Source organism: Streptomyces sp. AM6-12 (assembly GCF_044327085.1).
Taxonomy (GTDB): Bacteria; Actinomycetota; Actinomycetes; order Streptomycetales; family Streptomycetaceae; genus Streptomyces.
Genome location: NZ_JBIQWN010000001.1, coordinates 191,333 through 216,312, shown reverse-complemented (window position 1 = coordinate 216,312; position 24,980 = coordinate 191,333). Strand labels below are relative to the sequence as shown.

Here is a 24,980-nt window from a genome sequence, read left to right as displayed (position 1 = left end):
CCTGCTCGGGAGGGACGTGATCATGCGTATCTGGCAAGAGAGCACGAAGATGGGTCCGCGGCCGGGCAGGACGTCGCCGCTGGGTGCCACCTTCGACGGCGCCGGGACGAACTTCGCCGTGTTCTCCGAAGTCGCACAGCTCGTGGAGCTGTGCCTCTTCGACGAAGACGGCACGGAGGAGCGCGTCCCGCTACGCGAGGTGGACGGCTTCGTCCACCACATCTACCTTCCGGATGTCGGGCCCGGCCGGCGCTACGGGTTCCGGGTGCACGGACCCTGCCATCCGGAGCGGGGTGATCGCTGCAACCCGAACAAGCTGCTGCTCGACCCCTACGCCAAGGCGATCGAAGGCGAAGTCCAGTGGGACGAGGCCCTCTTCCCCTACCGCTTCGGGAACGTCGAGCGGCGGAACGACCTGGACTCCGCGCCCTACACCGCGAAGTCGGTGGTGGTGAACCCCTACTTCGACTGGGGCAGCGACCACCCGCTGCGGACCCCGTACCACGAGACGGTCATCTACGAGGCCCACGTCAAGGGCATGACGCGGACCCACCCCGCGATCCCGGAGGCCATTCGCGGCACGTACGCCGCGCTCGCGCACCCGGCCATGGTCGACTACTTCACCAAGCTCGGTGTCACCGCGGTGGAACTCATGCCGGTCCATCAGTTCGTGCAGGACCACGCCTTGGTACAGAAGGGACTGTCGAACTACTGGGGCTACAACACCATCGGATTCTTCGCGCCGCACAACGCCTACTGTTCCGCGGGGCAGCGGGGCGAGCAGGTGCAGGAGTTCCGCTCGATGGTCAAGACCCTGCACGAGGCAGGCATCGAGGTGATCCTCGACGTCGTCTACAACCACACCGCGGAGGGGAACCACCTCGGTCCGGTGCTGTCCTTCAGGGGTTTGAACAACGCGGCGTACTACCGCCTGTCCGACGAGGACCCACGCTATTACTGGGACACCACCGGCACCGGCAACAGCCTCCGGATGAACCACCCCCACACCCTTCAGCTGATCATGGACTCGCTGCGCTACTGGGTGACCGAGATGCACGTCGACGGCTTCCGGTTCGACCTGGCCGCCACCCTGGCCCGGCAGTTCCACGCGGTCGACCGGCTGTCCTCGTTCTTCGACCTCGTCCAGCAGGACCCGGTCATCTCCCAGGTCAAGCTCATCGCCGAGCCGTGGGACGTCGGCGACGGCGGCTACCAGGTCGGCAACTTCCCCCCGCTGTGGACCGAGTGGAACGGCAAGTACCGTGACACCGTGCGCGACTTCTGGCGCGGCGAGGGCGGCACCCTGGGGGAGTTCGCCTCCCGCCTTACCGGCTCCTCCGACCTCTACCAGAGCGACGGCCGCCGCCCCTACGCGTCGGTCAACTTCGTCACCGCGCACGACGGGTTCACCCTGCGCGACCTGGTGTCGTACAACGGCAAGCACAACGAGGCCAACGGCGAGGGAAACCGGGACGGCGAGAACCACAACCGCTCCTGGAACTGCGGCGTGGAGGGCCCCACCCGAGATCGTGACGTCCTCGCCCTGCGCGCACGGCAGCAGCGCAACCTCCTCGCCACCCTGCTGCTCTCCCAGGGCGTGCCCATGCTGCTGCACGGTGACGAACTCGGCCGCACCCAGCACGGCAACAACAACGCCTACTGCCAGGACGGGACGCTGACCTGGATCGACTGGGCGAACGTCGCCGAAGGCAGCGAACTGCTGGACTTCACGCGCAGGCTGATCACCCTGCGCCGCGACCACCCGGTCTTCCGCCGCCGACGTTTCTTCAAGGGCCGGGTGGCGCGCGGAACCAGCGCCGACAGCAAGGACATCACCTGGTTCACCCCCGCCGGGCGCGAGATGACCGACACCGACTGGGACACCGGCTTCGCCAGATCCCTGATGGTCCACCTCAACGGGAACGCCATCACGGAACCGGACCTGCGCGGCCTGCGAGTGCAGGACGACTCCTTCCTCCTGCTCTTCAACGCCCATGACCAGGCCCTCACCTTCACCCTCCCCGAGGAGACGGGCCGGTGGTGGGCGGTGGAGGTGGACACGGCCATCCCCTACACCGAGTACCGGCCGCTGATCAAGGGCGGCAGCGAGGTCGAGGTCGAAGCCCACGCCATGCTCGTCCTGCGGGGTCACCAGGACGGCTGACCCCCGCCCGGGCGGCGTCCAACCCCTCGCCACGAGGCAGGCGACAGACCGATCCGCCGGGCCGCGTCACGCCCTGGACACGGCCCGGACCCGGGTACCTGCCGCCATCCGGGCTGAAGAATCCGGCACGGCCGGTGAGGGAGGCGTGCAACCCGTCTGCGCGGGAAGCCGGAAGCCAGGGACGCCCCACAAGGGGCCACGCCCTGGGCGGAGATGCAGAAGGAGGTCGGCGATGGAATGGTCTGGCTGGGTTGTCCTCTTCATCGCGGTGGCGGTGTTGCTCGCCGCGGTGGCACTGGTGGTCCAGGCCAAACGCCGTAGCGGAACGGTGATCGCCATGCGTTCGGGCCGCAGGCGGGGCGGGGAGGGATTGCGGTGATCACCCCACTGCTCGCCTCGGAACTGACCAAGCGGGTGGTCGTGACCTTGAGCGGCGAGGCGGTCGCCCAGGTCAAGGACACCGTTTTCGACTCCGGAGCAGGCCGGATCACCGGCTTCACCCTGAGCGGGCGCGGCCTGCTCGCCGGTCCGCTCAAGGTGAGCCTGCCGTTCTCCGGAGTCCACGCCATCGGACCGTCCGCCGTGATGATTCCCAGTACGGCGGTCCTGGCGGAGCGGAAGGCGGTCCTGGAGGCCGGTGAAGCCGAGCACGGCCAGGTCATCGGCGCACCTGTCCTCACCGACCAGGGAACCGAAACGGGCACGGTCCTGGACGTCGTGATCGAGGCCGGCGGCAGCGGTCGTGTGATCGGCTTCGAGATCGCCATGAAGGAGAACACCGAGCACGAGAAGCGCAGGGCGTTCATTCCGCGCGGAGAGGAACTCGCCGTCTCCGGGCGGGCCATGGTCGTCCCCGCGCACGCCCGCCACTTCGTCGCGGAGGACCTGCCCAGTTTCGGTGCCCAGGTCGAGGCGTTCCGCCGGTACACCGCGCGGCCGTCCCACCTCGCACCGACGACCACCGAGGAGGCCCAGGCATGAGGCTGTTGAGTCGGACCCGTGGCCTGCCGGTGATCACGAGGGAGGAGGCCGAACAACTGGGCCGCGTGGAGGACCTGACCGTTGACCCGCGCACGAGGAGCGTCGTCTGCGTGCGGCTGTCCGGCGCTCCGAAACACGCGACGACGATCGCGTGGGACCTGGTCGAAGGAGTGGGACAGGACGCCGTCGTCGTACGGTCCGCCGCCTCCGCCGGTGGCGGACGGCACGATTTCCCCACCCATCACGAGATCCTCGGCAAGCGGCTCCTCACGGAACACGGCACCGCGCACGGCACCGTCAAGGACATCGCCTTCGACCCCACCACCGGGCACATCCAGACGCTGTACACGGCCCTCGGCGACATCTCCGGGGACCACCTCCTGGGTGTCGGTGAGTACGCGGTCGTCGTACGGGGTGTCTGACTGAGCGTTCCGGACGGGCTTGCCACAGCGGCTTGGCGGTTCGGCTGCGAGGGGCTGTCGGGCGGCGGAGCTCTGCGGGTACCGAATGGTCTCGCACCGGAAGATCAGGGCAGCGTGTCACCCGCCGCTCCCTCCGAGCCCGTCCGGCTCGGTCTGCGAACAGGTGCTCCCCGCACGACGCCCGAACCGAATCATGTGGAGCCCCGCAGGTCACACGGGGCCCCGCACCGGAGCCTCACCGGAACGTCAACTGCCGCCTCGCACATGAGATTCGACAAGGGCCCGGAAGGAGCGCGGAGGCCGACCCGTGAGGCGCCGGACGGTGTCCGTGACGCGGTCCTCCGCCCCTTCGGCGATGGCACAGTCCATGCCGGCCAGCATCGCGGCGAACTCCGAGGGCAGCTGGGTCGCGAGTCGGTCGCGCATCTGCTCGTAGGACAGCCGGCGGTGAACCACGGGTCGGCCGGTGACCTCGGTGATGGTCGTGGCGATGTCGTCGTAGCCGAGCGCCTCGGGGCCGGTGAGGACGAGGTCGGTGTCCGGGGCCCGCTCGTCGGTCAGGGCGCGGACGGCGACGGCCGCGATGTCCTCGGCGTCGACGAAACCGACCCGCCCGTCTCCGGTGGCGGTCCAGATGATCCCTTCGTCGCGGATGCTGTGGGCGTGCGCGTGCGCGCCGGTGAAGTTCTGCATGAACCACGACGGCCGCAGCACCGCCCACTGTTCGAACAGGCCGGGCAGGGCCTGGTGCACTGCTCCCACCGCCGGACCGCCCTCGGGGATCGCCGAGGAACTCAGCAGCACGGCACGGCGCACGCCCGCGGCGCGTGCCCGTTGGAGGAACGGCAGCATGACCGTCGCCGGGTCGGGCTCGCCCGGAGGCGGTATGAGGTAGACGCGGTCGACTCCGTCGAGGGCGGCCGCGTGGGTGGCAGGGTCGTACCAGTCGAAGGCGACTGCCTCGGCACCGGCGACCGCGGTCGCCCGACGGCTGGCGGCCTTGATCCGGTGGCCCGCGGCCGTCAGCTGAGCGACCGTGCGGCTGCCGATGGTGCCCGTGGCGCCGGTGACCAAGGTGGTGGCGGTGGTGGTCATCGGCTGCTCCCGGCGAAGTCGGTGCCGGCCTCCTGGGCGGCGAGGGGGTTCCAGTAGTCGCGGTAAGAGGCGATGCGCCCGTTCCGAACGGTCACGACGGCGATGTATGTCATGTCGAAGGGAGCGTTCGTCTCCACCATGCGGCCGACGCCGCGCATCTCGACCACGATGGTCCCCGGATCGGTCGTCTGATGGATGCGTACATCGCGGAAGTCGTGCAGATCGATGTGGTCGGGGTAACGGCGCATGTACGCGGCGACGGCCTCCCTGCCCTCCAGACGCCGGGGCCAGCCGTCGGGGGCGAAGGGGAACTCCATGACGCCGTCGCCGGCCCACAGGGCGACCCAGGCGGCGATGTCTTTGTCGAGCAGTAGTCGCAGGCTGTGCCGGTACAGCTCCGCGGGGGAAGTCGGTGCGGACATGGGTGTACTCCAGCTCGTAGAATCCGGACTATGGGTCCGTTTCGAAGATACGGACCACGGGTCCGCTTTGCAAACGGAGGAGCAGCATGACGGAACGCCGGTCCCGCAAGGACGCCGCCCGTAACCGGGAGGCCGTGCTCGCGGCCGCCGACGAACTCTTCACCCGCTGCGGGAGTCCCGAGGACGTCACCATGGCGGGTGTCGCTGCGGCGGCCGGCGTCGGCAAGGGCACGGTCTTCCGGGCCTTCGGCGACCGCGCCGGGCTGCTCCGCGCGCTGTACGAGGTGCGACTCGAACCGCTCAGGGAGGCCGTCGAAACCGGCCCGCCACCCCTGGGTCCCACGACCCCGCCGCAGGAGCGCGTACCCGCTCTGCTCGACGCCGTCCTGTGCTTCAAACTCGACAACCGGCGCCTCGCGCTGGCCCTTGAGGACGGCGGGGGCAGCGGCAGCCCGTACCGGGCGGAGCATTACGAGCGGTGGCACAGCCTGCTCCGAGCCGTACTGGAGCAGATCCCCGGCCTGATGGACAGCGACTTCACGGCCCACGCCCTGCTCGCCGCCACGCGAGCCGACCTCGTCGAGCATCTGGCCGGAGAAGAACGCGTACCGCGGGAGGCTCTCCGCGCGCGGTTGGCGAACTTCACCGCACGACTTGTGACCTCCGGCCCGCTTGGCGGGTGATCCCCTCGTGTGAACATTGCTGGGCGGCGGTGGTCTCGTGTTCCGTCCTCGTGGTGCACGTCTGCGCCGGGAGCAGACCCGCGCCCGTCGGAGGCCGTGCCACCGATGGTGACCCCACGGCCGTCGGCGAGAGGGACACACACGGGTGTTCCACATGCCGCTCGGGGGTCCTTGCGGCATCGGCCGAGGACTCCAGGTCGCCTCTCCACTGGCCCAGGGCGGCTCGATCAGCCGGTGCGGTCTTTCAGACGGCTCGGCCGGTTCGCGGCCGGGAGGTTTCTTTCGGTTCACCTCGCTGACCAGTTCAGATGGCGGCGAGGTGGAGTACGGCGAGTGGATGGTGGCGTTCTTGTCGTAGGCGGGCGGCCAGGCCGCGCCACTGTTCGTGCACGCCTCGCGGTCGGTCGGAGGGCTGCGGGGGTGGCCGGGTATGAGGACGAAGGCCAGTGGTCGGCAACGACCGTCCGCGGCCAGGTGGATCTTGGTGGTCAGCCCGCAGCTGAGCAGCGCGGACGACGGTGAAATGGCCGAACGCAACCCAGTCGGACTCCACGCGCCCCGGCCCGTCGCGCCGCCGCCCGTGTCGCGCTGCCTGAACTGCTCCCGCGGTGCACGCCGGGGTGGGCGCGTCGCGGAATCGGCCGAGAGCCGCCACGCTGGAGGAGTGACAGCGGATCACAACAGATGTGCGAAGGAGGGCCGGCATGGCGAAAAGGCGTGATGCGGGCAAGGAACTGAAGAAGGGTGATCACGTCACCTGGCGCAGTCACGGCGGCCAGGCGGAGGGGGACGTGGAAAGGAAGATCACCGATCGGACACCGGCCGCGGGCCGCACGGTGGACGCGTCGCCGGACGATCCGCAGTACGAGGTGCGCAGTGACAAGTCCGGCAGGACAGCGGTGCACAAGCCGTCCGCACTGAAGAAGAAGTGAGCTGGCGTGGACGACCCCGCGCGCGAGGCGATCGGCATCCGACCCGGAGGCGTGCTTGACAGGACCGCGTGGACGGCGGCGCCGCCGGCTGCCGTCGCACCTCCGCGACGGGCGTAGGCTTGAGCATCGGCTGGTCGCCGCTTCGCCGCGGCCGAGCCCTCGCGCAAGACCGTCGCCTCCGGAGCCCGTCATGACCCGACTGTCTGCCGCGTCGGACGACAGCGGCGACGCGTTGTTCGGTCTGGAGTCCCTCGTCGCGCCGGGCGATCCTTCTGCCTCGCGGGCAGCCGACGGCACCTTCCGGACCAGTGACGCGGCACGTCGTCTGCTGCCCGTACGGCAGATCTACGCCGAGCCCGCCGCGGCCGCGTCACCGCGCGGCCGGCAGATTCTGGGCCGGTTTCCGCAGGCCCGTCTGATCGAGGTCGACTCGCACTGGGGTATCCCCGGGCTCCACGGGAACGAGGGCAACCTGCGGCGCTGGGTCCGTGTCAAGGGCGAGACACTGATCCTCGGGATCAAGAAGAGCCTGATCACCCGCCCCAATGGCCGATCCGCCGACTGGATCGCCCCGAGTCCGTCCAATGGCTGCGCGCTGGCCTGCTCCTACTGCTACGTCCCGCGCCGCAAGGGCTACGCGAACCCCATCACTGTCTTCACCAACACGGCGCAGATCATCGCTCACCTGGGCCGCCACGTTGCGCGACAGGGCAGGAAACACGAACCCAACCAGTGCGACGACACAGCGTGGGTGTACGACATCGGGGAGAACGGCGACTGCGCGGTGGACGCCCTGGTCTGCGACAACACGGCGGACCTGGTGCACGCTTTCCGGCAGTGGCCAACGGCCAAGGCGTCCTTCGCCACCAAGTTCGTCAATCCGGACCTTCTGGGTTACGACCCGGGCGGCCGCACGCGCATCCGGTTCTCCCTCATGCCGACGGACGACTCGCGGCTCCTGGACCTGCGTACCTCTCCGGTCGACGAGCGGATCGCGGCCGCCGGGGACTTCCTGGACGCGGGCTATGAGGTGCATTTCAACCTCTCTCCCGTCGTACTGCGCCCCGGGTGGCGCGACGCGTGGGCCGACCTGCTGCAACACCTGGACGAGGTACTGCCGGCGCGGGTCAAGCGCCAGGCGGCGGCCGAAGTGATCATGCTCACCCACAACCAGGGCCTGCACGAGGTCAACCTCGCCTGGCACCCCAGAGGCGAGGAGCTCCTCTGGCAGCCGCACCTCCAGCAGGCGAAGCGCTCCGAGAACGGTGCGCTGAACGTCCGCTACCGCAACCACGTCAAGGCACAGGCCGTGCACGACCTGCGCGAGCTGGTCGCGGCGCACGCGCCCTGGCTGCGGATTCGGTACGCGTTTTGAAACCCGTCTCCGCAGAACGTCGCGCCCGCACGACCTGAGCAGTGGTCCAGGGACCGCCCCGGCCGTAAGCGCCTCGCCGTTCAGGCCCGCTCCCGTCTGTCTCACAGTCGGCCGCGTGGGCCGCGGCGTCGGTGACGTGGACAGTCTGACGGAGCTCATCGACGCCGTGATGCCCTGCGCGGACTCGGACGCTTCTGGCATGGGAGTTGACAAGGGCAACCCGGGTCCCAAGACCGAAGCAACGCGCCTTCCGCCCGCGTGCTGGAGACGCAGGGCCTCCTGCGGGAGGTTATGCGTGGGTGCTGGGTCCGGGCGCGAGGTCGGCGAGGCAGGCGGCGGCGGCTTTGAGCTGGACGGTGGCGCGGGGGAAGTCGTGCAGATGCTCGGTGAGGACAGCCAGTGCGGTGGTCAGTGAGTGGGTGGGGACGGCGCGTGCGTTCAGGACGTCGGCGGTCCACGTCACGAACGAGGTGAACAGCACCGTGTCGTCGACGTAGAGGCTGCTGATGAGGAAGTCGACGATGTGGGCGATGTCCTCGGCAGTGCGCTCACGCTGGTCGTGGCGGTAGGAGCGCATCGCAGGGTGGCGCTCTTCGAGGTCGACGAGGGTCTGTTTGACCAGCTGTCCGCGAGAGCGGGCAATCATCGTGTACTCCTGGTCGGCCAGGTGCGGCAGGTCATCCACCGTCTGACGGGCGGCGGCCGCATCAGGCCGCCTCAGTCCGTTTTCGAGCACGGCGGCGGCGCCTCGGGCGTCGGCCGCCCATCGATCGGTGCCCAGGGTCCGGGCGAAGCGGCCGTCGGCGCCGAAGGCGCGTCCGCCGACCAGCACGGGGACGCCGACGGCCTGGCACGCGGCGATGGCGGTGTGCGCCGTGGGCAGGTGCGTGGGCAGGGAGCTGGACAACAGCACTGCATCCGGGTTCGTGGCGTGCAGATGGGAGATCAGGTGCGGGGTGGGCGTCTGCGCGCCGAGGTAGTCGACCTGCCAGCCGCGTAGCCGCAGCACTTCGGTTACCAGCCGGGCGGGCAGGGCGTGCCATTCGCCGTCCACGCAGCTGACGGTGACCCGGCCGCGTGGGGTGCCGGGCGAGGTCCGGCCGCGGTGGACGAGGGCGCCGATGACGCGTTCGTTGATGGCGGTGGCCGCGTGTTCCTGCGCCACGGTCATACGGTTGGCGGCCCATTCGACGCCGACCTTCTCCTGGACTGCGCCGATCACCTCCAGCAGCAGCGTCTCCCTGTCGCGGCCGGCGGCGAGAGCGTCGTCGATGACGCCGACGGCTGTGTATTCGTCGCCGCCGGAGGCAGCCGCCCACAGACGGTCACCCAGTTCGCTCACCCACGACGGGTGGGGGATGTTCACGAACTGCTCCTCCTGCCACGATGCCGCTGTCGGTCCTCGTCGCCGCGCACCAGCGTGAGGGGGCCGGTTCTGGGCGCGCTGATGGCGAGAGTGGCCATGTCGTCGTGCCGTGCGTGGCCCAGCCACTGGGCGGCCAGCATCTGCACTCGCTCCACGACCGCCTCCGCGGGCATCCCGGCACATTCGGTCAGTGCCCGTTTCAGGCGTTGCTCGCCGAAGAACTCATTGTGCAGCGGTCCGCCGCGGGCTTCGGTTATGCCGTCGGTGTAGAGGAGGCACGTCTCGCCGGGAGCGAGAACGGCATGGACCGTGGTGGAGGCGACCTGCGGCAAGGCTCCGACCAGCCGCCCCGAAGTGGAGGCCTCTTCCACCTGTCCGTCGTTGCGAATGATCAGCGGGGGCATGTGCCCGGCGCTCGTCAGCCGCAGGTGCACCCGCTCCGCCCGGCGCCGTGCCGAGGCCAGGACCAGCGTGGCGAAGCGCGAGTGGTGCGAGCTGAGCAGCGCGTCGTTGAGCAGGGTGAGGATTTGCTGGTGGTCGCCCGACAGCGGCAGCAGAGCCTGCAACACGCTGCGGATCTTGCCCGTCAGCACGGCGGCCTCCAGGCCCTTGCCTGCCACGTCGCCGAGGATGACGAAGGTCTCCTGGGTGGGGCCCGATCCAGGGTGGACGTCGTAGAAGTCGCCGCCGATGCGCTCGTGGTCGTTGGCGGCCCGGTAGCGGCCGGCGTAGTCGACGCCGTATACGCGCTCCAGCACCGGCGGTAGCAGATCGCGCATCAGCACCGCGGTTATGCCGGCCTGCTCGCTGTAGAGGCGGGCGGCGGACAGCGCGGTGCCGGCCCGGGCGGCGAACAGCCGCGCGAAGACCTCCTCGCCGTCACTGAACGCTGCCTGCGAACTGGCGCGTAGCAGGATCAGCACGCCGGCGGGGACGCCGTGGCCGGGCAGCGGGGTGACGATCACGGAACCGATCGGGCCGGTGAAACCGGGCGGGATGGCCCAGCCCGGAATGTCGGCGGGGCTGATCCAGCGGGTCGGGACCGGTGGGAAGCCCTGTAGGGCCTCGGCCAGCCCAGGCACGGCCGCCGGGTCGATCGCGGCGGTGGTCTGCGTCACCTTGCCTCCGGCCTGGGCGTAGGCCAGCGGGTGATGCCGCCCCTGCGCGGGAGAGACGATGACGGCCGCGTCCGCGAGGTGATCAGCGGCCATCTGCGCGGTCACTTCCGTGCAGCGCTCGACGTTCAATGACGACAGCAGCGCGCTGGAGATCTGCGCGAGCAGGTTCGCGCGCTCCCGCTCTTCAGCCAGGGCGTGCTCGGCCAGGCCCAGATCGGAGCTGTCCACGAGCGACCACGCGACCTCCCCCGCACGACCGACGACGGTGCAATGGGCCTCGAAAGTGCGCTCTGCGATCATCCCAGAGACAGCGGGAGCACCGGAACCGGTGTCCGCGCCCGTCCTGGCGTGATGAGCCCGGGCGAGCCAGCCGGGCACCACGAGCTCCGAGGGGGCCTCGTCCCGGTGGTGGTTGAGCAGACGGCGGGCGCAGTCGTTGATTTCGATGACCGTGCCGGCCCGGTCCATCACCAGGGCCGGGTACGGAGCCCTAAGCCACGCAGCTTCGGAGAGCGCGGCAGAGCCGCGCGAGTGCGCGGGAGGGACGGGGGAAGGAATCACAAGCAGGGGAACGCATCGTGCGCACCCAACCGCCTCTCTATGCTGGTAAATATTGTCTTCCTGCAACCATCTCTCGCCGCGTGCCGCCTGCGCAACCTTGCGCGGAGTCTTCCGCGGGGCCGCCACGCCGTTCTCTTCATGACCGACCGGTCCCAGGGCGTCCCGGCGCCGTCGGCGGAAGCGCAGCGCCGCCACCCCGGTGCCGGCCGCCGCGTCAGCCACCACGGCCGGGTCGCGCCCACCGGGGAGAAACCGCTGGGAGTCACCCGAATGTCCCGTACACGCCGTTCATCCGGCCGTGCGGGCGGCACGCTGGAGAGGACGGGGAACGCGATCCGGCGAACCCAGCACACCGGTGGAAAGAGGTGGTCCCCTTGGCAGAGGACAAGACGGGGGCCGCGGGCGAGGCTGTCACCTGTCTCGTCACCGGCGCCAGCGGCTACATCGGCGGGCGACTGGTGCCGGAACTGCTGGATGCCGGCCACCGCGTGCGCTGCCTGGTACGGACCCCGCGCAAGCTGCGCGACCACCCGTGGGCGGACCGGGTGGAGATCGTCCAGGGAGACGTCACGGACGCGGACTCCGTGGCGCGAGCCATGGCGGGCGTGGATGTGGCCTACTACCTGGTGCACGCACTCGGCACGAGCCGCGACTTCGAGCGCACCGACCGGGCGGCGGCCCGGATCTTCGGCGGACAAGCTCGCGGAGCCGGTGTGCGGCGCTTGGTCTACCTGGGCGGGTTGGCCCCGCCCGGCGTTCGCGAGCGTGATCTGTCACCGCACTTGCGCTCCCGCGCCGAGGTCGGCCGGATCCTGCTCGACTCGGGCGTACCGACGGCCGTGCTGCGCGCCGCCGTCATCATCGGCTCGGGGTCGGCCAGCTTCGAGATGCTGCGCTATCTCACCGAGCGGCTGCCGGTGATGGTCACCCCGCGCTGGGTCCACACCCGCATCCAGCCGATCGCCGTGCGGGACGTCCTGCGCATCCTGGTGGGCTGCGCCCGCCTGCCCGCCGAGGTCAGCCGGAGCTTCGACATCGGCGGCCCCGAAGTACTCACCTACCTGACGATGATGCAGCGGTACGCCGCCGTCGCCGGACTGCGCCGCCGCCTGGTGGTGCCGGTGCCGGTGCTCACACCCGGTCTGTCCAGCCATTGGGTGGGCTTGGTCACGCCGGTCCCGGCCGCGATCGCGCGCCCGCTCACCGAATCGCTGCGCCACGAGGTGGTGTGCCGGGAGAACGACATCGAGCGGTACGTACCCAGCCCACCCGGTCATCCTCTCGGGTTGGATCAGGCCGTCTCCCTGGCACTGCAGCGGGTCCGCGAGGCGCAGGTCACCACCCGCTGGTCGTCGGCGTCCGTGCCGGGCGCCCCCAGCGACCCCCTGCCGACCGACCCGGACTGGGCCGGTGGCAGCCTCTATACGGACGTACGCGAGTGCGCGGCCCAGGTGCCGGCGGAGGCGCTGTGGCAGGTCATCGAGGGCATCGGCGGGGAGAACGGCTGGTACTCCTTCCCGCTGGCCTGGGCGGTGCGTGGCTGGCTGGACCGTCTCGTGGGCGGCGTCGGCCTGCGCCGGGGCAGGCGCGATGCCCGGCGGCTGCGGGTCGGGGACTCGCTGGACTTCTGGCGGGTGGAGGAGATCGTGCACGGACAACTGCTGCGACTGCGCGCCGAGATGCGGCTGCCGGGCCTGGCCTGGCTGGAGATGCGGGTGGAGGGCGACAGCGGCGGGCCGGTCCGCTACCGGCAGCGCGCTCTGTTCCACCCGCGCGGACTCCTCGGACACTTGTACTGGTGGGGCGTCTCGCCGTTTCACGCGGTCGTTTTCGGCGGCATGGCCCGCAACATCGTCCGGGCCGCCGCCCGGACCCGGTAGGCGGTCGGCCCCACCCCGGGCGGCGGCGGTGTCAGCCCAGTCGCCGAAGCACGGCTCGAGCCGCCTGGCGGCCGGTGGCGACGGTGGGCGCGGTGATCTGCACGAGCCGGCCGTCCTTGAGGACGTCGAGCAGGGCGGGCTCACGGCCCGACTCGCGGAAGCTGTAAGCGGCATCGCCGAGTCCGGGTTCGGGCACGGCAGTCCGTTTCCCCTTGGTGCCGTCGACCACGGCCTTGAAGGACTTTCCGGTGTACGGCGCGTGTAACAGGGCGATGTACAGACCCCCCGCCTTGTACGCGCACTCACTCACGTCACCATTCACGATCTCCAACTGGGGCCCCGGCGAGCGCCGCAGTACGGCTTTGCCCTCTGCGGCCGTGAGGAGCCTGCACGGATGCTTCAGAGGATCGGCGGCGGAGTCCTTGTTGTCACCGCACCCGCTCAGAAGGGCACCTGCGACCGCCAGGACCGCCAGCGTGGTCCAAGCGGGCGGACGGACGAGGGAGTTCCGCATCTCTGCCTCCGGAGCGGGCCGTGGGGGACAGGGCTCAACACCGCCGTGATCCGCCGACATCGACTTCGCCAAACGATCGCGCCAACCGTCTGGACAAGTCAATACCACGTGCTCCAACCGGAGTTCGGAGACGAGACGGTCGGCGGGCTCAGTCGGCGGGCGGTCCGATGACGGAGCCGGGACGGCCCACCAGTTCGGGGCGCAGCCGTAGACGAGGTGGCAGGCCCGCGACGCCGGACTTCGGCAGCGGGGTGCCGGGCCCGAGCTCATAGGGCCAGGTCGCCAGGTTGGAGGAGAGCGTCGCCGGGACAGCCCCTGCTCGTGATGCGGAGCCAGCCCGCAGGTCGGGTCCGGCTATCTCAGAAGGTCCCGCTCATGTCCGTCCGGCCTGCCAGGACTGTACGGCGGTCGCCAGATGCTCCTGCAGCCCCTCCGGCATCGGCTTCCCGGCCGCGGCCAGGGTGACCGCCTCGGCGACGTCCCTCAGTTTGGTGTTGGTGCGCTGGGAGATCGTGACCAGGATCTCCCATTGGCGGCCGACCTCGCGCACAACGCCGACCCGCGCCGGCTGGCCGCCTGGATTGCAGCCGAAGCCGGCCATCAGCACACCACGGGCCATATCGATGACCGGTCGGCTTTCCATCGCGTGCTTGAGCTGCCCATTTTCCCGCCGCAACATCAAGGCTTCGTCCTGGGTGAGGCCGTCCTCCCCCACACGCTCCGCTGTACGGCTTGCACCCACACCAGTTGATCGGGTGCGGTCTTGCCTGTCTCGCCCCTGGGGAGGTCGCATAGGGAGCACCTGCCCGAGGCCCATCCCCAGCACACGTCTCGGCGACCTGCCGCTCAGGGTGCTTGGGATCGCTCCGAGCCGTGTGGATCAGGCAGCGGGTCGGGCGTGAGGTGCGCGGTGCAGCGTGGCCCACGCCCGCGAGGGCCACGCTGCCGTCCTGACCCGCGGTGAATCAGTTCACGTTGACGGCGGACCATGCGGCCGCCACGGCGTTGTATTCGTCGCTGCCTGAGCCGTAGAGGTCGGCCGCCGCCTGCAGAGTGCCCTGGCGGGCGTCCGAGTAGTCGGTCGTGGAGGTGAAGTACTCGGTGAGCGCCTTGTACCAGATCTGGAGCGCCTTGGCCCGGGTGATGCCGGTGACCGTGGAGCCGTCGTAGGTCGGCGAGTCGTAAGAGACGCCGTTGATGGTCTTGGCGCCGCTGCCCTCCGCGAGGAGGTAGAAGAAGTGGTTGGCGACGCCGGACGAGTAGTGGACGTCCAGGTTGCCGACGTCCGAGGACCAGTAGTCCGCCGATGCGCCGTCCTTGCTGGGCTGGTCCATGTAGCGCAGCGGGGTGCCGTCGCCGTTGATGTTGATCTTCTCGCCGATGAGGTAGTCGCCCTTGTCCGACGCGTTGTTCGCGTAGAACTCCACGCCGGTGCCCATGATGTCGCTGGTCGCCTCGTTCAGGCCACCGGACTCACCCGAGTAATCGAGGCCGGCGGTGTTGGAGGTGACCCCGTGGCTCATCTCGTGGCCGGCCACGTCCAGCGATGTCAGCGGGTCGACGTTGCCGGAGCCGTCGCCGTACGTCATGCAGAAGCAGCTGTCGTCCCAGAACGCGTTCACGTACGAGCTTCCGTAGTGGACGCGCGAGTAGGCGCCGACACCGTTGTTCTTGATGCCGTTGCGGCCGAAGGTGTTCTTGTAGAAGTCCCAGGTCTCCTGAGCACCGTACGCGGCATCCGCGGCAGCGGTCTGGTCGGAGGAGGAGCTGGATGCGGTGCCGGTTCCGAAGACGTTGCTGGAACTGGCCACCAGAGTGCCCGTACCGGACGTCCTGCGGGCCAGGTTGTAGGTCTTGTGGCCGCCACGGGTGGAGTCGGTGAGCTGGTACGTCGAACCCGACTGTGTGGTGTTCAGGCTGACCGTGCCGGAGTAGAGGGTCTTACCGGTGCCGGTCGCGTTCTCGATGCCCTGGTACTGGAACAACTTCTTGCCCGTCACCGCGTCGGTGATGACGTGCAGCTGGTTCGGGGTGCCGTCGTCCTGGAAGCCGCCGACGATCGTCTCGTAGGCGAGGACCGGCTTGCCCGAGCCGGCCCAGATCACCTTGCGTGAGCCGTCCGCGCTGGACTTGGCCGAACCGAGGGACCTAGCAGCAGATATCGCCAGGTTCTGCGCCCTGGCGGTTGAGACCTGCGGGTTGAGTGACGCCACCTTGATGGTGGCCTTGGTCGCTCTGGTGACGCCCTCGGTCTTGCCGGACTTGGACGTGTGGACGACGAGGTCGCCGCCGAGGACCGGCAGGCCCGCGTAGGTGCGCTCGTAGCGGGTGTGGACCGTGCCGTCGACATCCTTGACGACGTCCTTGACGACCAGCTTCTCCTTGGCGCCGAGACCTATCTTCTCTGCGGTCCGGGCCGCACCGGCCTGCGCCTGCTGCATAAGGGAGGCGTGGGCAGCGGTGGACAACGCGGCCGGGGCGCCCGCGGTCCTGTTGTCCGCCTTGCCCGCGGCAGCTGCGCTGGCGGTCAGGCCGGTGGAGAGCAGGGTGCCTGCGGCAACAGCCGTGGCGATGGCCAGAGTGATGCGCTGGTGACGCATGTGGAGGGGCGTCACGGGGCTCCTTGTGGGGGGTTGGGGCCGCCTTGCAAGCAAGTGGCGTCCTGGTTATGCCAGTTGATGCTCGTGTGGGGTGTGGAGTGATGGTGGCATCAAGGTTGTGTACATGTCATGAGTGAGGCGGAATGTTGAGCGTGACTTGACTGTTCGCAGACAAAGACGGAACTGAGCCGGACTTGCGCCAGGACCTGGACGCCGGCATGTGTCCACGAGAGCTGGGTGGCGAGGACTGCTGCCGGGGCAGGCCGCACGGGCAGTAGGCGGCCGCCGTGGACAGGAGGTTGCCGTCAGGGAGCCTTGGCCGACGCGGGGGGCCTGTTGAGCAGCCGCGTCACGGGTCGGGCTCCGCCTGGCGCAGCGCGTGGAATGTCGCCGGACTCGCCGCCGGCAGGCGCTGTCAGAGGGCGAGGGCGTCCGGCAGCGTGGGCAGACAGTCGATGACTTGGTCGATACCGACTATGTGCAGGGTGCGCAGGACGGCGGCGGTGGGTGCGGCCAGGCGCAGCCAGCCTCCCGCAGTGGTGGCGGCGTGGTGGGCGCTGATGAGGATGTTGATGCCGCTGGAGTCCATGAAGGTGACCTGCCGCATGTCGGCCACGATGCGGAAAGCTCCGGAGGCGGTGATGTCCAGGGCCTGTCGGAGTGTCCCGGCGGTGTGATGGTCGATCTCACCGACCAGTGTCACCACGTGAATGCCGTCGGACGTCGTGGCGGTGATCGACAGACCGGCCGACTGCGGTGCCCGGTCGGTGGATTGTGCGTCTGTCATATGTCCTTCGGCCATGTGGGCGATACTGGCACATCCGGACCGAGTCCGCAGTGCCGACTCGCATAGTGCGGGCAGCGCCCTGTCGGCACCGGCAGGGGACTGATGGAGAGTGCGAGGCGTGCACCGTGTAAGGCGGGGGTAGGCGCGCGGAGCGGTGAAGGCGGCGGCGATGAAAGTGGTGCCGGTGGGCGAGGACGACATCAGGCCGGGAGAACAGCCTGTACAGACGACGGTGGTCTTGGACGGGGATGGCGCCGGAATCGCCCGGGCCCGCCGCCTCGCGGCTGATTTCCTAGCCCGTGTGCAGGACGAGCACGGCCTGCCCGTCTCCCGGCGCACGATGGAAGTGACGCAACTGGTGGTCAGCGAGCTGGTCACCAACGCCCACAAACACGCTCCCGGTTCCGCCTTGTTGGGCCTGCGCGTGACCGGCGACAGCGTGGAGGTCTCGGTGTGGGACTCCGATCCGGTGCTGCCCATCGCACGGGCCGCGGACGCCGGCCGTGTCGGACAGCACGGCCTGGAGATCGTCATGGCCCTCGTCCAGGGCTTCGAAGCCCGGCGAGAGCCGGTCGGCAAACGCATCACGGCCCGCCTCGCCCTGACCGACGATACCGGTGGGCGACCGGCCTGACCGCCTTGCGGCGACGGTTCCGGCCGCGTTGTCTCGGTTCTCAACGGCGGGCGAACCCTGCCCGAAGGTGCTTCGCATCCTCGCCCACCGGCAAACAGCGACGGTTGCAGCCGGTCGGTAACCGGAGCACGAGTTGATGCGGCGGCAGGAGGCGGCGAAAGGCCGAGCGGGAGGCCCGCCGGGAGGAGACGGAACGCCGTCGGCGGGCGCGGAGCAGGAGCGGGCTCGCCGGGCGGAACGGGCCGAGCGTCTGCGCGGGGCGACGGCCGACCACGGGACAGAAACCGCATGCGGCCGGCCCCGTGGTAGACAAACGCCACCACCGGCCCGGTCAGGGCCTTCTGGCGCCGGAAGAGGGCCTCGATCGCCGTCAGGTGCTCCTGTTCGGCGGCCTGCCGCGTCTTGTGTCGTCGCTGCTGGACGGCCAGGAAGCGTTCAACGATCCGCTACTTGTGGACGCGCGCCGGGAGTTGCCTCTTCTCCAGCTCGACGTACCGCCGGGTGTTGCACCGCCGCTTGCCCTGGGTGTCCCAGCCCACGCGCGGACCGTGCGCGCGGGTGGCGTTCGTACAGACGGCGGCGGCGAACCGTACCGGCGGGAAGGGCGTGGCCATGCGTCGTGGCCTTCCCGGCCTCCCGGTGCCGGGCGGCGCGGGGTTCGATGACGGTGACCGCGGTGGCGCCCGCGGAGTCCCGGAGCACCTTCACCTCCGCACACCTCGCCCGGTTCCATCGGGCACGGCCTACATGCGGGACACGCTCGTCCCACCGTCGATCGGCACCACCGCCCCGGTCACGAACCGGGCGTCGTCGCCCACCAGCATCGTGATGACCCTCGCGACGTCGTCCGCCTCCGCGACGCGCCCGAGCGGCGCCCGGTCCGCCAGCTGCTGCTGGACCGCCTTCGGCATGTGGGCGCTGGCCTCGGTGCGTACGAAACCCGGAGCGACCACGTTGACACGGACACCCAGGGGGCCGGCCTCGCACGCCAGGAAGCGGGCGAACGTGTTCAGGGCGGCCTTGGCGGTTCCGTGGGCGGTCATTCCGGGGGCGGGCGGACCGTCGGCCACCGTGCTGGAGACGAAGACGATGTTTCCCCGCCCCTGCTTCTCCATCAGGGCCAGCGCACGCTGCGCCAGGATGTAGGAGCCGGCCAGTTCGTCCGACACCTTCGTACGAAAGTCAGACCAGGACAAGGAGCTCACCGGTGTGGGCGTGAAGGCGGCAGCGGCCGCGTTGCACACCAGGACATCGAGGCGGCCGTCGACTGCCGCCTGCTCGATCAGCCGGGCGGCCTGTTGTTCGTCGCGCACGTCTCCCTGGAGAGCGAAGGCGCTGCCGCCGTCCGCCTCGATCCTCGCGACGACCTCTTCAGCCGCGGAGCGGTTCGAGAAGTAGTTCACCGCCACGCGGAACCCCGCGGAAGCGAGCCTCAGCGAGGTGGCGGCGCCGATCCCGCGGCTGCCGCCGGTGACGAGGGCTGTCGGACGATCAGGGCGTGCCATGGTGTTCCTCCTGTGGGATGGGCCGACCTTGAATCTAGGCCCCCGCGGAGCAACTGTTCAAAGTTGACTTTTCTCCCGAACTCGCGTCCCGGGGTGGCCCATTCGCGAGGTGACCTCTTGGTCGGTGAGGATGAGGGACTTCCGGTGGTTGCGGCGGCGGACTCGGTGGCGGTGAGGCGGACCGCTGGGCCGCGATCGACGTCGGCGGGGCGACCACCAGCAGCTTCACGCCTCGACGATGATGGTGCCTATGGTCGATTCCGGGCCGGGCCCCTCCGGACGGTCCACCTTCCACCAACCCAGCACGTCCTGGTACTCCGGCTGCGGGATCACACGCCCTTCGGCAGTCATCAGGCGTCCCTGATACGCCTGGGCGTAACGTGCTCGAACCGAGTACACGCCGGGTTCATCGGGAACAACGAGATCGCACGACACATCCACCCACTCCGCCGGACCAGGGTTGTCCTCCGCGAGCGCCTCGACGTGCGTGCCGGCATTGACCACCTTCAAGCCGCCCCCGCTGCGCTGCTTGCCGTTCCATACCGACGCCTGGGCACGATCTTGACCCGCCAGCCCAACGATCACCTGGTTGACGGCGTTGCCGCATCCCGAGCAATCATGCAACAGCTCGAAATCGATGTGGTACGAACCGCCTCCTTGGACGTGCACCACGGCACCCTGGCCATTGATCTTCACGTTGCGGATCCTGAACCGCGAGGGCTCCACCATTTCGGCATCGGGCGCGAGAGCCGGAGTTGGGCGGACATCACTGTGACTCATCTTGTCGGTCATATGCCAAGCAAACAGGTGGCCAATGACAGTCAGGCGGCGGGCGGCTCGTCCAGGTCCACGGCCCCAATGCCCGCGGGATGAGCTGAAGTCCAGCCCGCTCGTCGGATCTCACTGCCGGCTCGCCTGCCGTGGCCCCTCGGGGCGGACCCCGGCGGCGTGCTGGTGGGCTCGGACGGTGGTGAGTCGAGCGTGACGACCCAGTCCGGGCCAGACCATGCCCTCGGACGGTCCCGCGGTGGACCGACCACGAAGATCCACCTCGTCGCGGATGGTCGTTGCCGACCGCCGGCGTTCGTCATCACGCCGGGTCAGGCCGCAGGCGTACCCGTATTCGAGCAGGTCCTGGCCCGGTTACGGGTGCCCAGACGGACGGGCCGTCCCAGGATCACACCGGACGTGGTCCTGGCCGACACGGCGTACCCGTCCCCATGTTCACAGTCTCGGACGACGTTCTCAGGCCCTGGTTGCGTCAGCAACGGCGGCGGGGGCGAGTATGGCCGTGGTCAGGGTTTGTTTCATCCAGTCGCGGAAATCGTCGCATTTGTAGCCGAGACGGCGAACCAGGAGGTCGTAGGCGTCGGGACTCGCGATCGCCCATGCCGTGTCGATCGCGGTTTCGAGGGTGAGGCCGTCGGCCAGCGCGGCTTCGGGGATTCCGTCAAGCACTCGGGCGAAGAGCCGGTGCCGGAGGAGCTGAAGTTCGTTCCAGTCGGCGGCGATTTCAGGGTCGACGGCTGCGGCTTCTCGGTAGAGGCGCCATCCGGTCGCGGCACGTTCGGCGACTTCCGCGACGAGTTCGGCCAGGCCTGCGAGGCGCTCCAGCGGTGGCAAGCCCGCGAATCGTGAGGCAGCGTCCTCCGGGGAGGAAGCTGCTCCGGAGAGACATTCCTCCATGTACCCGCGAAGAAGCTCGCGTTTGCTCCCCCACACCAGGTAAAGGGTCGGAACCGAAACCCCGGCCGCGGCGGCAAGCCGGGTGACCGTCGTCTGCGCATACCCGCGTGCCGCGAATTCCTCGGCGGCGGCCTCCAGCAGCCTGGCCCGGGTCTCCCGCCGCAAGGCGTCCCCGACCTTCTTCTGGCGGCTCCGGTGCTGCGGCTCGCCGGCATCGTCAACGCTCATGGCAGCAGCATACCCCATGGTTTTTAGTGTCGATCAACTGCTCTAGAACGTCACTAAAAAGCATGGTAGAACGATGGCATGACGAAGAACACGGTCGATCGGCCATGGAAGCGCCCCTGTGTGGCGACCTACGCGCGTCGCAGGGTCGCGACGGCGCTGCGCCCCCCAGTCACCGTCTACCCGATGCCCTCGGACATCAGGAAAGACGAGGACGTGCCGGTGCGGATGCGCGACGGGGTAACGCTGCGCCTGAATCTGTGGCGCCCCGCCGGTGACGGCCCGTTTCCGGTCCTCCTGTCCGCGCACCCCTACGGCAAGGACTCCGTGCCGAAGCAAAAGCGCGGGAAGTGGTCCCTGAATACGCAGTTCCGGATCATGAATCAGTCCGAGCCGCTACGGATCTCGGACCAGACGAGTTGGGAAGCCCCCGACCCGGTGTGGTGGGCCCAGCACGGCTACGCGGTCATCAACCTGGACACCCGCGGTGGCGGTCGCTCGGAAGGGCGCGGGGACCTGCTCTCCGACCAGGAAGCCGACGACATCGCTCAGGTGATCGCGTGGGCCGCAGCGCAGCCCTGGTCCACAGGCCGTGTCGGTATGCTCGGCGTGTCATATCTCGCCCTGTCCCAGTACAAGGTCGCCGCGCTCAACCCGCCCGCCTTGGAGGCGATCTCTCCCTGGGAGGGGTTCACCGACGCCTACCGTGACTTCTTCACCCCCGGCGGGGTCGTCGAAAACGGCTTCGCCCGCGTCTGGCTGTTCCTCACCGGCCGTGTGGCGCGCCTGAAGACCGACATCGCGGCCGAGCGGCGCAAGCATCCGCTGCGAGACGCATGGTGGGAGTCCCTGACTCCTCAGCTGTCGAAGATCACCGTACCGATTCTGGTCTGCACCAGCTTCTCGGACAACAACCTCCACAGCGTGGGATCGATGCGTGCCTTCCAGCGCGTCGGCTCCACAGAACGGCACGCGTACACCCATCGCGGACCCAAGTGGGCTTCCTTCTACGGTGAAGAAGCCCTGCGGGCCCAGCTCGCGTTCTTCGACCGGCACCTGCGTGAACGGGACGTTCCCCCGCTACCCCGCCTGCGGCTGGAGATCAGGGACCGGCTTGATCATGTCGTACAGGTACGAGATGAGCAGGAATGGCCGCTCGCACGCACCGACTGGCGCCAACTCTGGCTCAGCGAGGGAGGCGTCCTGAGCGATGTCGAGGGTGGCGCAGGAAGCGTCACGTTCGACCTGCGCCGCAACGCGGCCGTCTTCGACTATCGCTTCGACGAGGACACTGAGCTGAGCGGCCCGATGACACTGCGACTGCGAGTGGCTACCACCGGCGCCGACGACCCCCGGCTTTTCGCCGGCATCGAGAAGTGGTCACACGACGCGCCGGTCCCGTTCGAGGGGTCCTACGGGTACGGGCGAGACCTGGTCGCGCAAGGCCGCCTCCGTCTCGCGCTCCGCGAACTCGACCCGGTGCTCAGCACCCCCCACCAGCCCGAGCACACCTTCCGAACGCTTCAGCCGGTCGAAGACGACGAAGAAGTCGAAGTGCTCATCCCGCTGAGCTCGTCGGCGACCTACTTCCACGCCGGCGACAAACTGCGGCTCACCGTGGCCGGCCGGTATCAGCCGCCCCGCAACCCCCTCTTCGGTCACTTCCCCACCCGCTACCAACCGACCACCTCAGGGAAAGCCACCATCTTCTGGGCGCCCGGTCGCGCTTCCACGCTGGAGATACCCGTGATCCCCAAGGGGTGACCGGCCCGACACCTTCCTGAGAATTACGAGCCCGCCGGTCGGGAGCCCCACGCGAGATCCGCCCGCACCTCATGGGACGGGCCGGCATGAGTTGCGCGGTCCTGCGACGGTGAACCCTGACCGATCCTGCCGGCGAACCGCCGAGACCAGTCCGCCGGGCCGCTCCTCTCGCTGCGGCGGGGTGCTGATCGGGCGGCCGTAGGCGGCAGCGCGCTCGCGCAGGGTGTGGGTGTCCGCCTCCCAGCCGTGCCCGGCCAGCCAGCCAACCGGGTCGTCGGGCATCTCCGAGACCCACATGGACGCAGCCGATCCCGGCGCGGCGTCCGCGCTGAAGCGCTCGATCACGCCGCGTGAGCCCAAGGTCAGCCCCATCCGACTGCCTGCCGCCGACTGCGCGCTGATCCGGGCCATCAGCAGTTCGACCGCGTCCTCGGGCAGATAGATCAGCAGACCTTCGGCGATCCACACGGTCGGTACCGCCGGGTCGTGCCCTGCGGCGGCCAGCGCTCCTGGCCAGTCCTCCCGTAGATCCACCGCGACGGTGATCCGCTCGCAGCGTGCGACGGCCCGCTCCTGGCGCAGCACCGATGCCTTGAAGTCCAGTGGCGCGGCGGTGTCGACCTCGAACAGCCGGGTGCCCTCGGGCCAGTTCATCCGGAAGGCCCGGCTGTCCATGCCGGCGCCGAGCAGCACGACCTGCCGGATTCCGGAGGCGGAGGCCCGCTGCAACAGGTCGTCGAGGAACTTCGTCCTGATGACGATCGAGAAAGACACGGCCAGCCGGCGGCGGCGCGCGGCCTCGGCATCGGGCAGCGGTGGCGAAGAAGGCCACAGGCCGCCGGCAACGGCGAAGGCCCGTGCCAGCGGGTCGCGGAACAGCGCGTTCTCCCGCTCAGACTCCAGCGCCCGCACTCGGGCCACTCCCACCGCCGTGGCCCACACTCCCGACGGCTGCACCCGCTCCCGCGCATCAGTCACCGCGCCAGCATAGACACCGCCGCGGGCAAGCCGGCCAACGGGCGGTAGCGCCCACTTCTCCCGACGGACGAAGGGAGCGGGCCGCCGGCCGTACGAGGCCGACCGGGATCGCTCAGGCAACGTGTCACCATCGAGTGCCCAGCCGTAGACGACGGTGCGTCCGGACGCGGACGTGTCGGCGACGGCGGTCGTGATCCCGATCCGGTGGCCACCGCGGCTTGTCGGCCCCCGCCGCGTGCTGCCGCGCGGCGCCCTCGATGATCACGCCCTCCTGCGTCGCGGTTGCCCGCGCCCCGAACGCCCGCGGCATCGCCGCGACCGACAGGATCCCTTGACGACCGGCCGGCGCCCCGACGGCACCGTGCGCGCCGAGGTCACCGTGCGCCCAGTCGGCCGAAGGCCGCCTCGCTCCGTTCGTCCGCCGGACGGCAGATCATCAGCCGCTGGTCCGCGTCCTGCGTCGGCGTCAGCACCTCGTAGTGCACGGAGACCGGGCCGACGTCGGGGTGTCGTATCTCCTTGCTGCCGCGGCCGTTCCCCTTCACGTCCTGCTCGGCCCACCAGTGGGCGAAGCCGTCGACGTGTGACGTGAATTGCGCGATGAGACCGGCCAGGACCCGGTCGTCCGGGTGCGCGGCCCACGCGGCGCGTAGATGAGCGACGCCCTCCCGCAGGACCCGATCGCGGTCGACGTAGAGGTCACGGGTCCGCGGGTGCATCAGACAGAGCCACATCGCGTTGCGCCGCTCCGGCGGCAGGGTGTCGAAGTCCAGCAGGAGACGCGCCATCCCGTCGTTCCAGGCGAGGATGTCGGTTCGGTGGTTCATCACCATGGCCGGCATCGGTGACAGGTCCGCGACCAGCCGGGCCAGCGGCGGTGCCGCGGTGGTGGCCGGGTCGTCGATGTGGCGGGCCCGCTGCCGCGCCAGGTCGAAGAGGTAGGCGCGTTCGTCGGAGCCCAGCCTCAGCGCCCGCGCCAGCGCCTCCAGAACCTCCGCCGAGGGCCGCAGCCCGCGTGCCTGCTCCAGCCGTACGACGTAGTCGACGCTGACCCCTGCCAGTTCGGCGACCTCTTCACGGCGCAGCCCCGGGGTCCGCCGCGCCTGTCTGCGCGACGGCAGGCCGAAGTCGCGCGGATCCAGCCGCTCACGTCGGGTTCGCAGGAACGCGGCCAGTTCCTGTGCTGTGTCCACGGTGGGGGAGACGGTGTGCGTCGTCATGCCCGTTGCAACAACGAGGGTAGGACCGGCGTTCCCAGGACGTTTCTTCCCTTACGCCGGTCCCGCCT

At 69.5% G+C, this 24,980-nt stretch carries 24 protein-coding genes and 1 pseudogene; 11 read left to right on the top strand and 14 right to left on the bottom strand.

The features are described from left to right. Positions 1 to 22: 22 nt before the first annotated feature. From glgX to ACE4Q9_RS01040, 4 genes are all read left to right on the top strand, one after another. Complete coding sequence (gene glgX, locus ACE4Q9_RS01055) at positions 23 to 2,164, top strand: glycogen debranching protein GlgX (protein ID WP_397982275.1); 2,142 nt, start codon at positions 23 to 25, stop codon at positions 2,162 to 2,164. A gap of 232 nt (positions 2,165 to 2,396) precedes the next feature. Further along, positions 2,397 to 2,543, top strand: coding sequence for a hypothetical protein (locus ACE4Q9_RS01050; RefSeq protein WP_397982274.1), 147 nt, complete (start codon positions 2,397 to 2,399; stop codon positions 2,541 to 2,543). Next, positions 2,540 to 3,145 carry a PRC-barrel domain-containing protein gene (locus ACE4Q9_RS01045; protein WP_397982273.1) on the top strand — a complete coding sequence of 202 codons (606 nt, stop codon included), beginning with the start codon at positions 2,540 to 2,542 and terminating at the stop codon, positions 3,143 to 3,145. Before ACE4Q9_RS01050 ends, ACE4Q9_RS01045 begins: the two co-directional genes overlap by 4 nt. Beyond that, positions 3,142 to 3,567 carry a PRC-barrel domain-containing protein gene (locus ACE4Q9_RS01040; RefSeq protein WP_397982272.1) on the top strand — a complete coding sequence of 142 codons (426 nt, stop codon included), beginning with the start codon at positions 3,142 to 3,144 and terminating at the stop codon, positions 3,565 to 3,567. Before ACE4Q9_RS01045 ends, ACE4Q9_RS01040 begins: the two co-directional genes overlap by 4 nt. Before the next feature lie 246 nt (positions 3,568 to 3,813). Here the strand turns inward: ACE4Q9_RS01040 and ACE4Q9_RS01035 are convergent, their stop codons facing one another. Next, the gene (locus ACE4Q9_RS01035) at positions 3,814 to 4,662 is read right to left on the bottom strand and encodes an NAD(P)H-binding protein (protein ID WP_397982271.1); all 849 of its coding nucleotides are present in this window, start codon (positions 4,660 to 4,662) and stop codon (positions 3,814 to 3,816) included. Further along, a complete protein-coding gene (locus ACE4Q9_RS01030) occupies positions 4,659 to 5,084 on the bottom strand; it encodes a nuclear transport factor 2 family protein (protein WP_397982270.1) in 426 nt (141 codons plus the stop codon). Before ACE4Q9_RS01030 ends, ACE4Q9_RS01035 begins: the two co-directional genes overlap by 4 nt. Positions 5,085 to 5,170: 86 nt before the next feature. On the opposite strand from ACE4Q9_RS01030, the gene ACE4Q9_RS01025 reads away from it, so the two are divergent. The 3 genes from ACE4Q9_RS01025 to ACE4Q9_RS01015 all read left to right on the top strand — a co-directional run bounded on the left by ACE4Q9_RS01025 (position 5,171) and on the right by ACE4Q9_RS01015 (position 8,074). Next, entirely contained in the window at positions 5,171 to 5,767 is a 597-nt protein-coding gene (locus ACE4Q9_RS01025; protein WP_397982269.1) for a TetR/AcrR family transcriptional regulator, read from the top strand. A gap of 704 nt (positions 5,768 to 6,471) precedes the next feature. Beyond that, positions 6,472 to 6,699 carry a DUF2945 domain-containing protein gene (locus ACE4Q9_RS01020; RefSeq protein ID WP_397982268.1) on the top strand — a complete coding sequence of 76 codons (228 nt, stop codon included), beginning with the start codon at positions 6,472 to 6,474 and terminating at the stop codon, positions 6,697 to 6,699. 190 nt (positions 6,700 to 6,889) lie between these two features. Then, a complete protein-coding gene (locus ACE4Q9_RS01015; RefSeq protein ID WP_397982267.1) occupies positions 6,890 to 8,074 on the top strand; it encodes a spore photoproduct lyase family protein in 1,185 nt (394 codons plus the stop codon). A 289-nt stretch (positions 8,075 to 8,363) separates the two neighbouring features. Here ACE4Q9_RS01015 and ACE4Q9_RS01010 read toward each other — a convergent pair whose 3' ends face one another. Together ACE4Q9_RS01010 and ACE4Q9_RS01005 are read right to left on the bottom strand one after the other, a co-directional pair. Beyond that, positions 8,364 to 9,440 (bottom strand): B12-binding domain-containing protein, encoded by a 1,077-nt coding sequence (locus ACE4Q9_RS01010; RefSeq protein ID WP_397982266.1) that lies wholly within the window; start codon positions 9,438 to 9,440, stop codon positions 8,364 to 8,366. Then, on the bottom strand, positions 9,437 to 11,026 hold the full coding sequence (locus tag ACE4Q9_RS01005; RefSeq protein WP_397987080.1) for a PP2C family protein-serine/threonine phosphatase: 1,590 nt from the start codon (positions 11,024 to 11,026) through the stop codon (positions 9,437 to 9,439). The genes ACE4Q9_RS01010 and ACE4Q9_RS01005 overlap by 4 nt, the downstream gene beginning before the upstream one ends. 458 nt (positions 11,027 to 11,484) lie before the next feature. On the opposite strand from ACE4Q9_RS01005, the gene ACE4Q9_RS01000 reads away from it, so the two are divergent. After that, positions 11,485 to 12,999, top strand: coding sequence for an SDR family oxidoreductase (locus ACE4Q9_RS01000; protein WP_397982265.1), 1,515 nt, complete (start codon positions 11,485 to 11,487; stop codon positions 12,997 to 12,999). Positions 13,000 to 13,030: 31 nt separating this feature from the next. Here ACE4Q9_RS01000 and ACE4Q9_RS00995 read toward each other — a convergent pair whose 3' ends face one another. From ACE4Q9_RS00995 to ACE4Q9_RS00980, 4 genes are all read right to left on the bottom strand, one after another. After that, a complete protein-coding gene (locus tag ACE4Q9_RS00995; protein WP_397982264.1) occupies positions 13,031 to 13,309 on the bottom strand; it encodes a hypothetical protein in 279 nt (92 codons plus the stop codon). A 577-nt stretch (positions 13,310 to 13,886) separates the two neighbouring features. After that, entirely contained in the window at positions 13,887 to 14,228 is a 342-nt protein-coding gene (locus ACE4Q9_RS00990; protein ID WP_397982263.1) for an ANTAR domain-containing protein, read from the bottom strand. A gap of 250 nt (positions 14,229 to 14,478) precedes the next feature. Continuing rightward, on the bottom strand, positions 14,479 to 16,128 hold the full coding sequence (locus ACE4Q9_RS00985) for a M4 family metallopeptidase (RefSeq protein ID WP_397982262.1): 1,650 nt from the start codon (positions 16,126 to 16,128) through the stop codon (positions 14,479 to 14,481). Positions 16,129 to 16,528: 400 nt separating this feature from the next. Next, positions 16,529 to 16,900 carry an STAS domain-containing protein gene (locus tag ACE4Q9_RS00980; RefSeq protein ID WP_397982261.1) on the bottom strand — a complete coding sequence of 124 codons (372 nt, stop codon included), beginning with the start codon at positions 16,898 to 16,900 and terminating at the stop codon, positions 16,529 to 16,531. A gap of 169 nt (positions 16,901 to 17,069) precedes the next feature. Between ACE4Q9_RS00980 and ACE4Q9_RS00975 the strand changes: the two genes are divergently transcribed. Then, entirely contained in the window at positions 17,070 to 17,534 is a 465-nt protein-coding gene (locus ACE4Q9_RS00975) for an ATP-binding protein (protein WP_397982260.1), read from the top strand. Between the two features lie 446 nt (positions 17,535 to 17,980). On the opposite strand, the gene ACE4Q9_RS00970 is transcribed toward ACE4Q9_RS00975, so the two are convergent. The 3 genes from ACE4Q9_RS00970 to ACE4Q9_RS00960 all read right to left on the bottom strand — a co-directional run bounded on the left by ACE4Q9_RS00970 (position 17,981) and on the right by ACE4Q9_RS00960 (position 19,831). Then, a complete protein-coding gene (locus ACE4Q9_RS00970; protein ID WP_397982259.1) occupies positions 17,981 to 18,148 on the bottom strand; it encodes a hypothetical protein in 168 nt (55 codons plus the stop codon). Positions 18,149 to 18,277: 129 nt separating this feature from the next. Further along, on the bottom strand, positions 18,278 to 19,039 hold the full coding sequence (locus ACE4Q9_RS00965) for an SDR family oxidoreductase (RefSeq protein WP_397982258.1): 762 nt from the start codon (positions 19,037 to 19,039) through the stop codon (positions 18,278 to 18,280). A gap of 225 nt (positions 19,040 to 19,264) precedes the next feature. Continuing rightward, a complete protein-coding gene (locus ACE4Q9_RS00960) occupies positions 19,265 to 19,831 on the bottom strand; it encodes a hypothetical protein (protein WP_397982257.1) in 567 nt (188 codons plus the stop codon). 210 nt (positions 19,832 to 20,041) lie between these two features. Here ACE4Q9_RS00960 and ACE4Q9_RS00955 point away from each other — a divergent pair. Beyond that, a pseudogene (locus tag ACE4Q9_RS00955) lies at positions 20,042 to 20,257 on the top strand (IS5/IS1182 family transposase); the annotation flags it as partial. A 27-nt stretch (positions 20,258 to 20,284) separates the two neighbouring features. Here ACE4Q9_RS00955 and ACE4Q9_RS00950 read toward each other — a convergent pair. Next, positions 20,285 to 20,953: a TetR/AcrR family transcriptional regulator gene (locus tag ACE4Q9_RS00950; RefSeq protein ID WP_397982256.1), complete on the bottom strand. Its 669-nt coding sequence runs from the start codon at positions 20,951 to 20,953 to the stop codon at positions 20,285 to 20,287. A 78-nt stretch (positions 20,954 to 21,031) separates the two neighbouring features. Between ACE4Q9_RS00950 and ACE4Q9_RS00945 the strand changes: the two genes are divergently transcribed. Further along, positions 21,032 to 22,714: a CocE/NonD family hydrolase gene (locus tag ACE4Q9_RS00945; RefSeq protein WP_397982255.1), complete on the top strand. Its 1,683-nt coding sequence runs from the start codon at positions 21,032 to 21,034 to the stop codon at positions 22,712 to 22,714. 69 nt (positions 22,715 to 22,783) lie between these two features. Here ACE4Q9_RS00945 and ACE4Q9_RS00940 read toward each other — a convergent pair whose 3' ends face one another. Together ACE4Q9_RS00940 and ACE4Q9_RS00935 are read right to left on the bottom strand one after the other, a co-directional pair. Then, positions 22,784 to 23,656 (bottom strand): class I SAM-dependent methyltransferase, encoded by an 873-nt coding sequence (locus tag ACE4Q9_RS00940; RefSeq protein ID WP_397987079.1) that lies wholly within the window; start codon positions 23,654 to 23,656, stop codon positions 22,784 to 22,786. A 410-nt stretch (positions 23,657 to 24,066) separates the two neighbouring features. After that, positions 24,067 to 24,912 carry a helix-turn-helix transcriptional regulator gene (locus ACE4Q9_RS00935; protein ID WP_397982254.1) on the bottom strand — a complete coding sequence of 282 codons (846 nt, stop codon included), beginning with the start codon at positions 24,910 to 24,912 and terminating at the stop codon, positions 24,067 to 24,069. Positions 24,913 to 24,980: the final 68 nt, after the last annotated feature.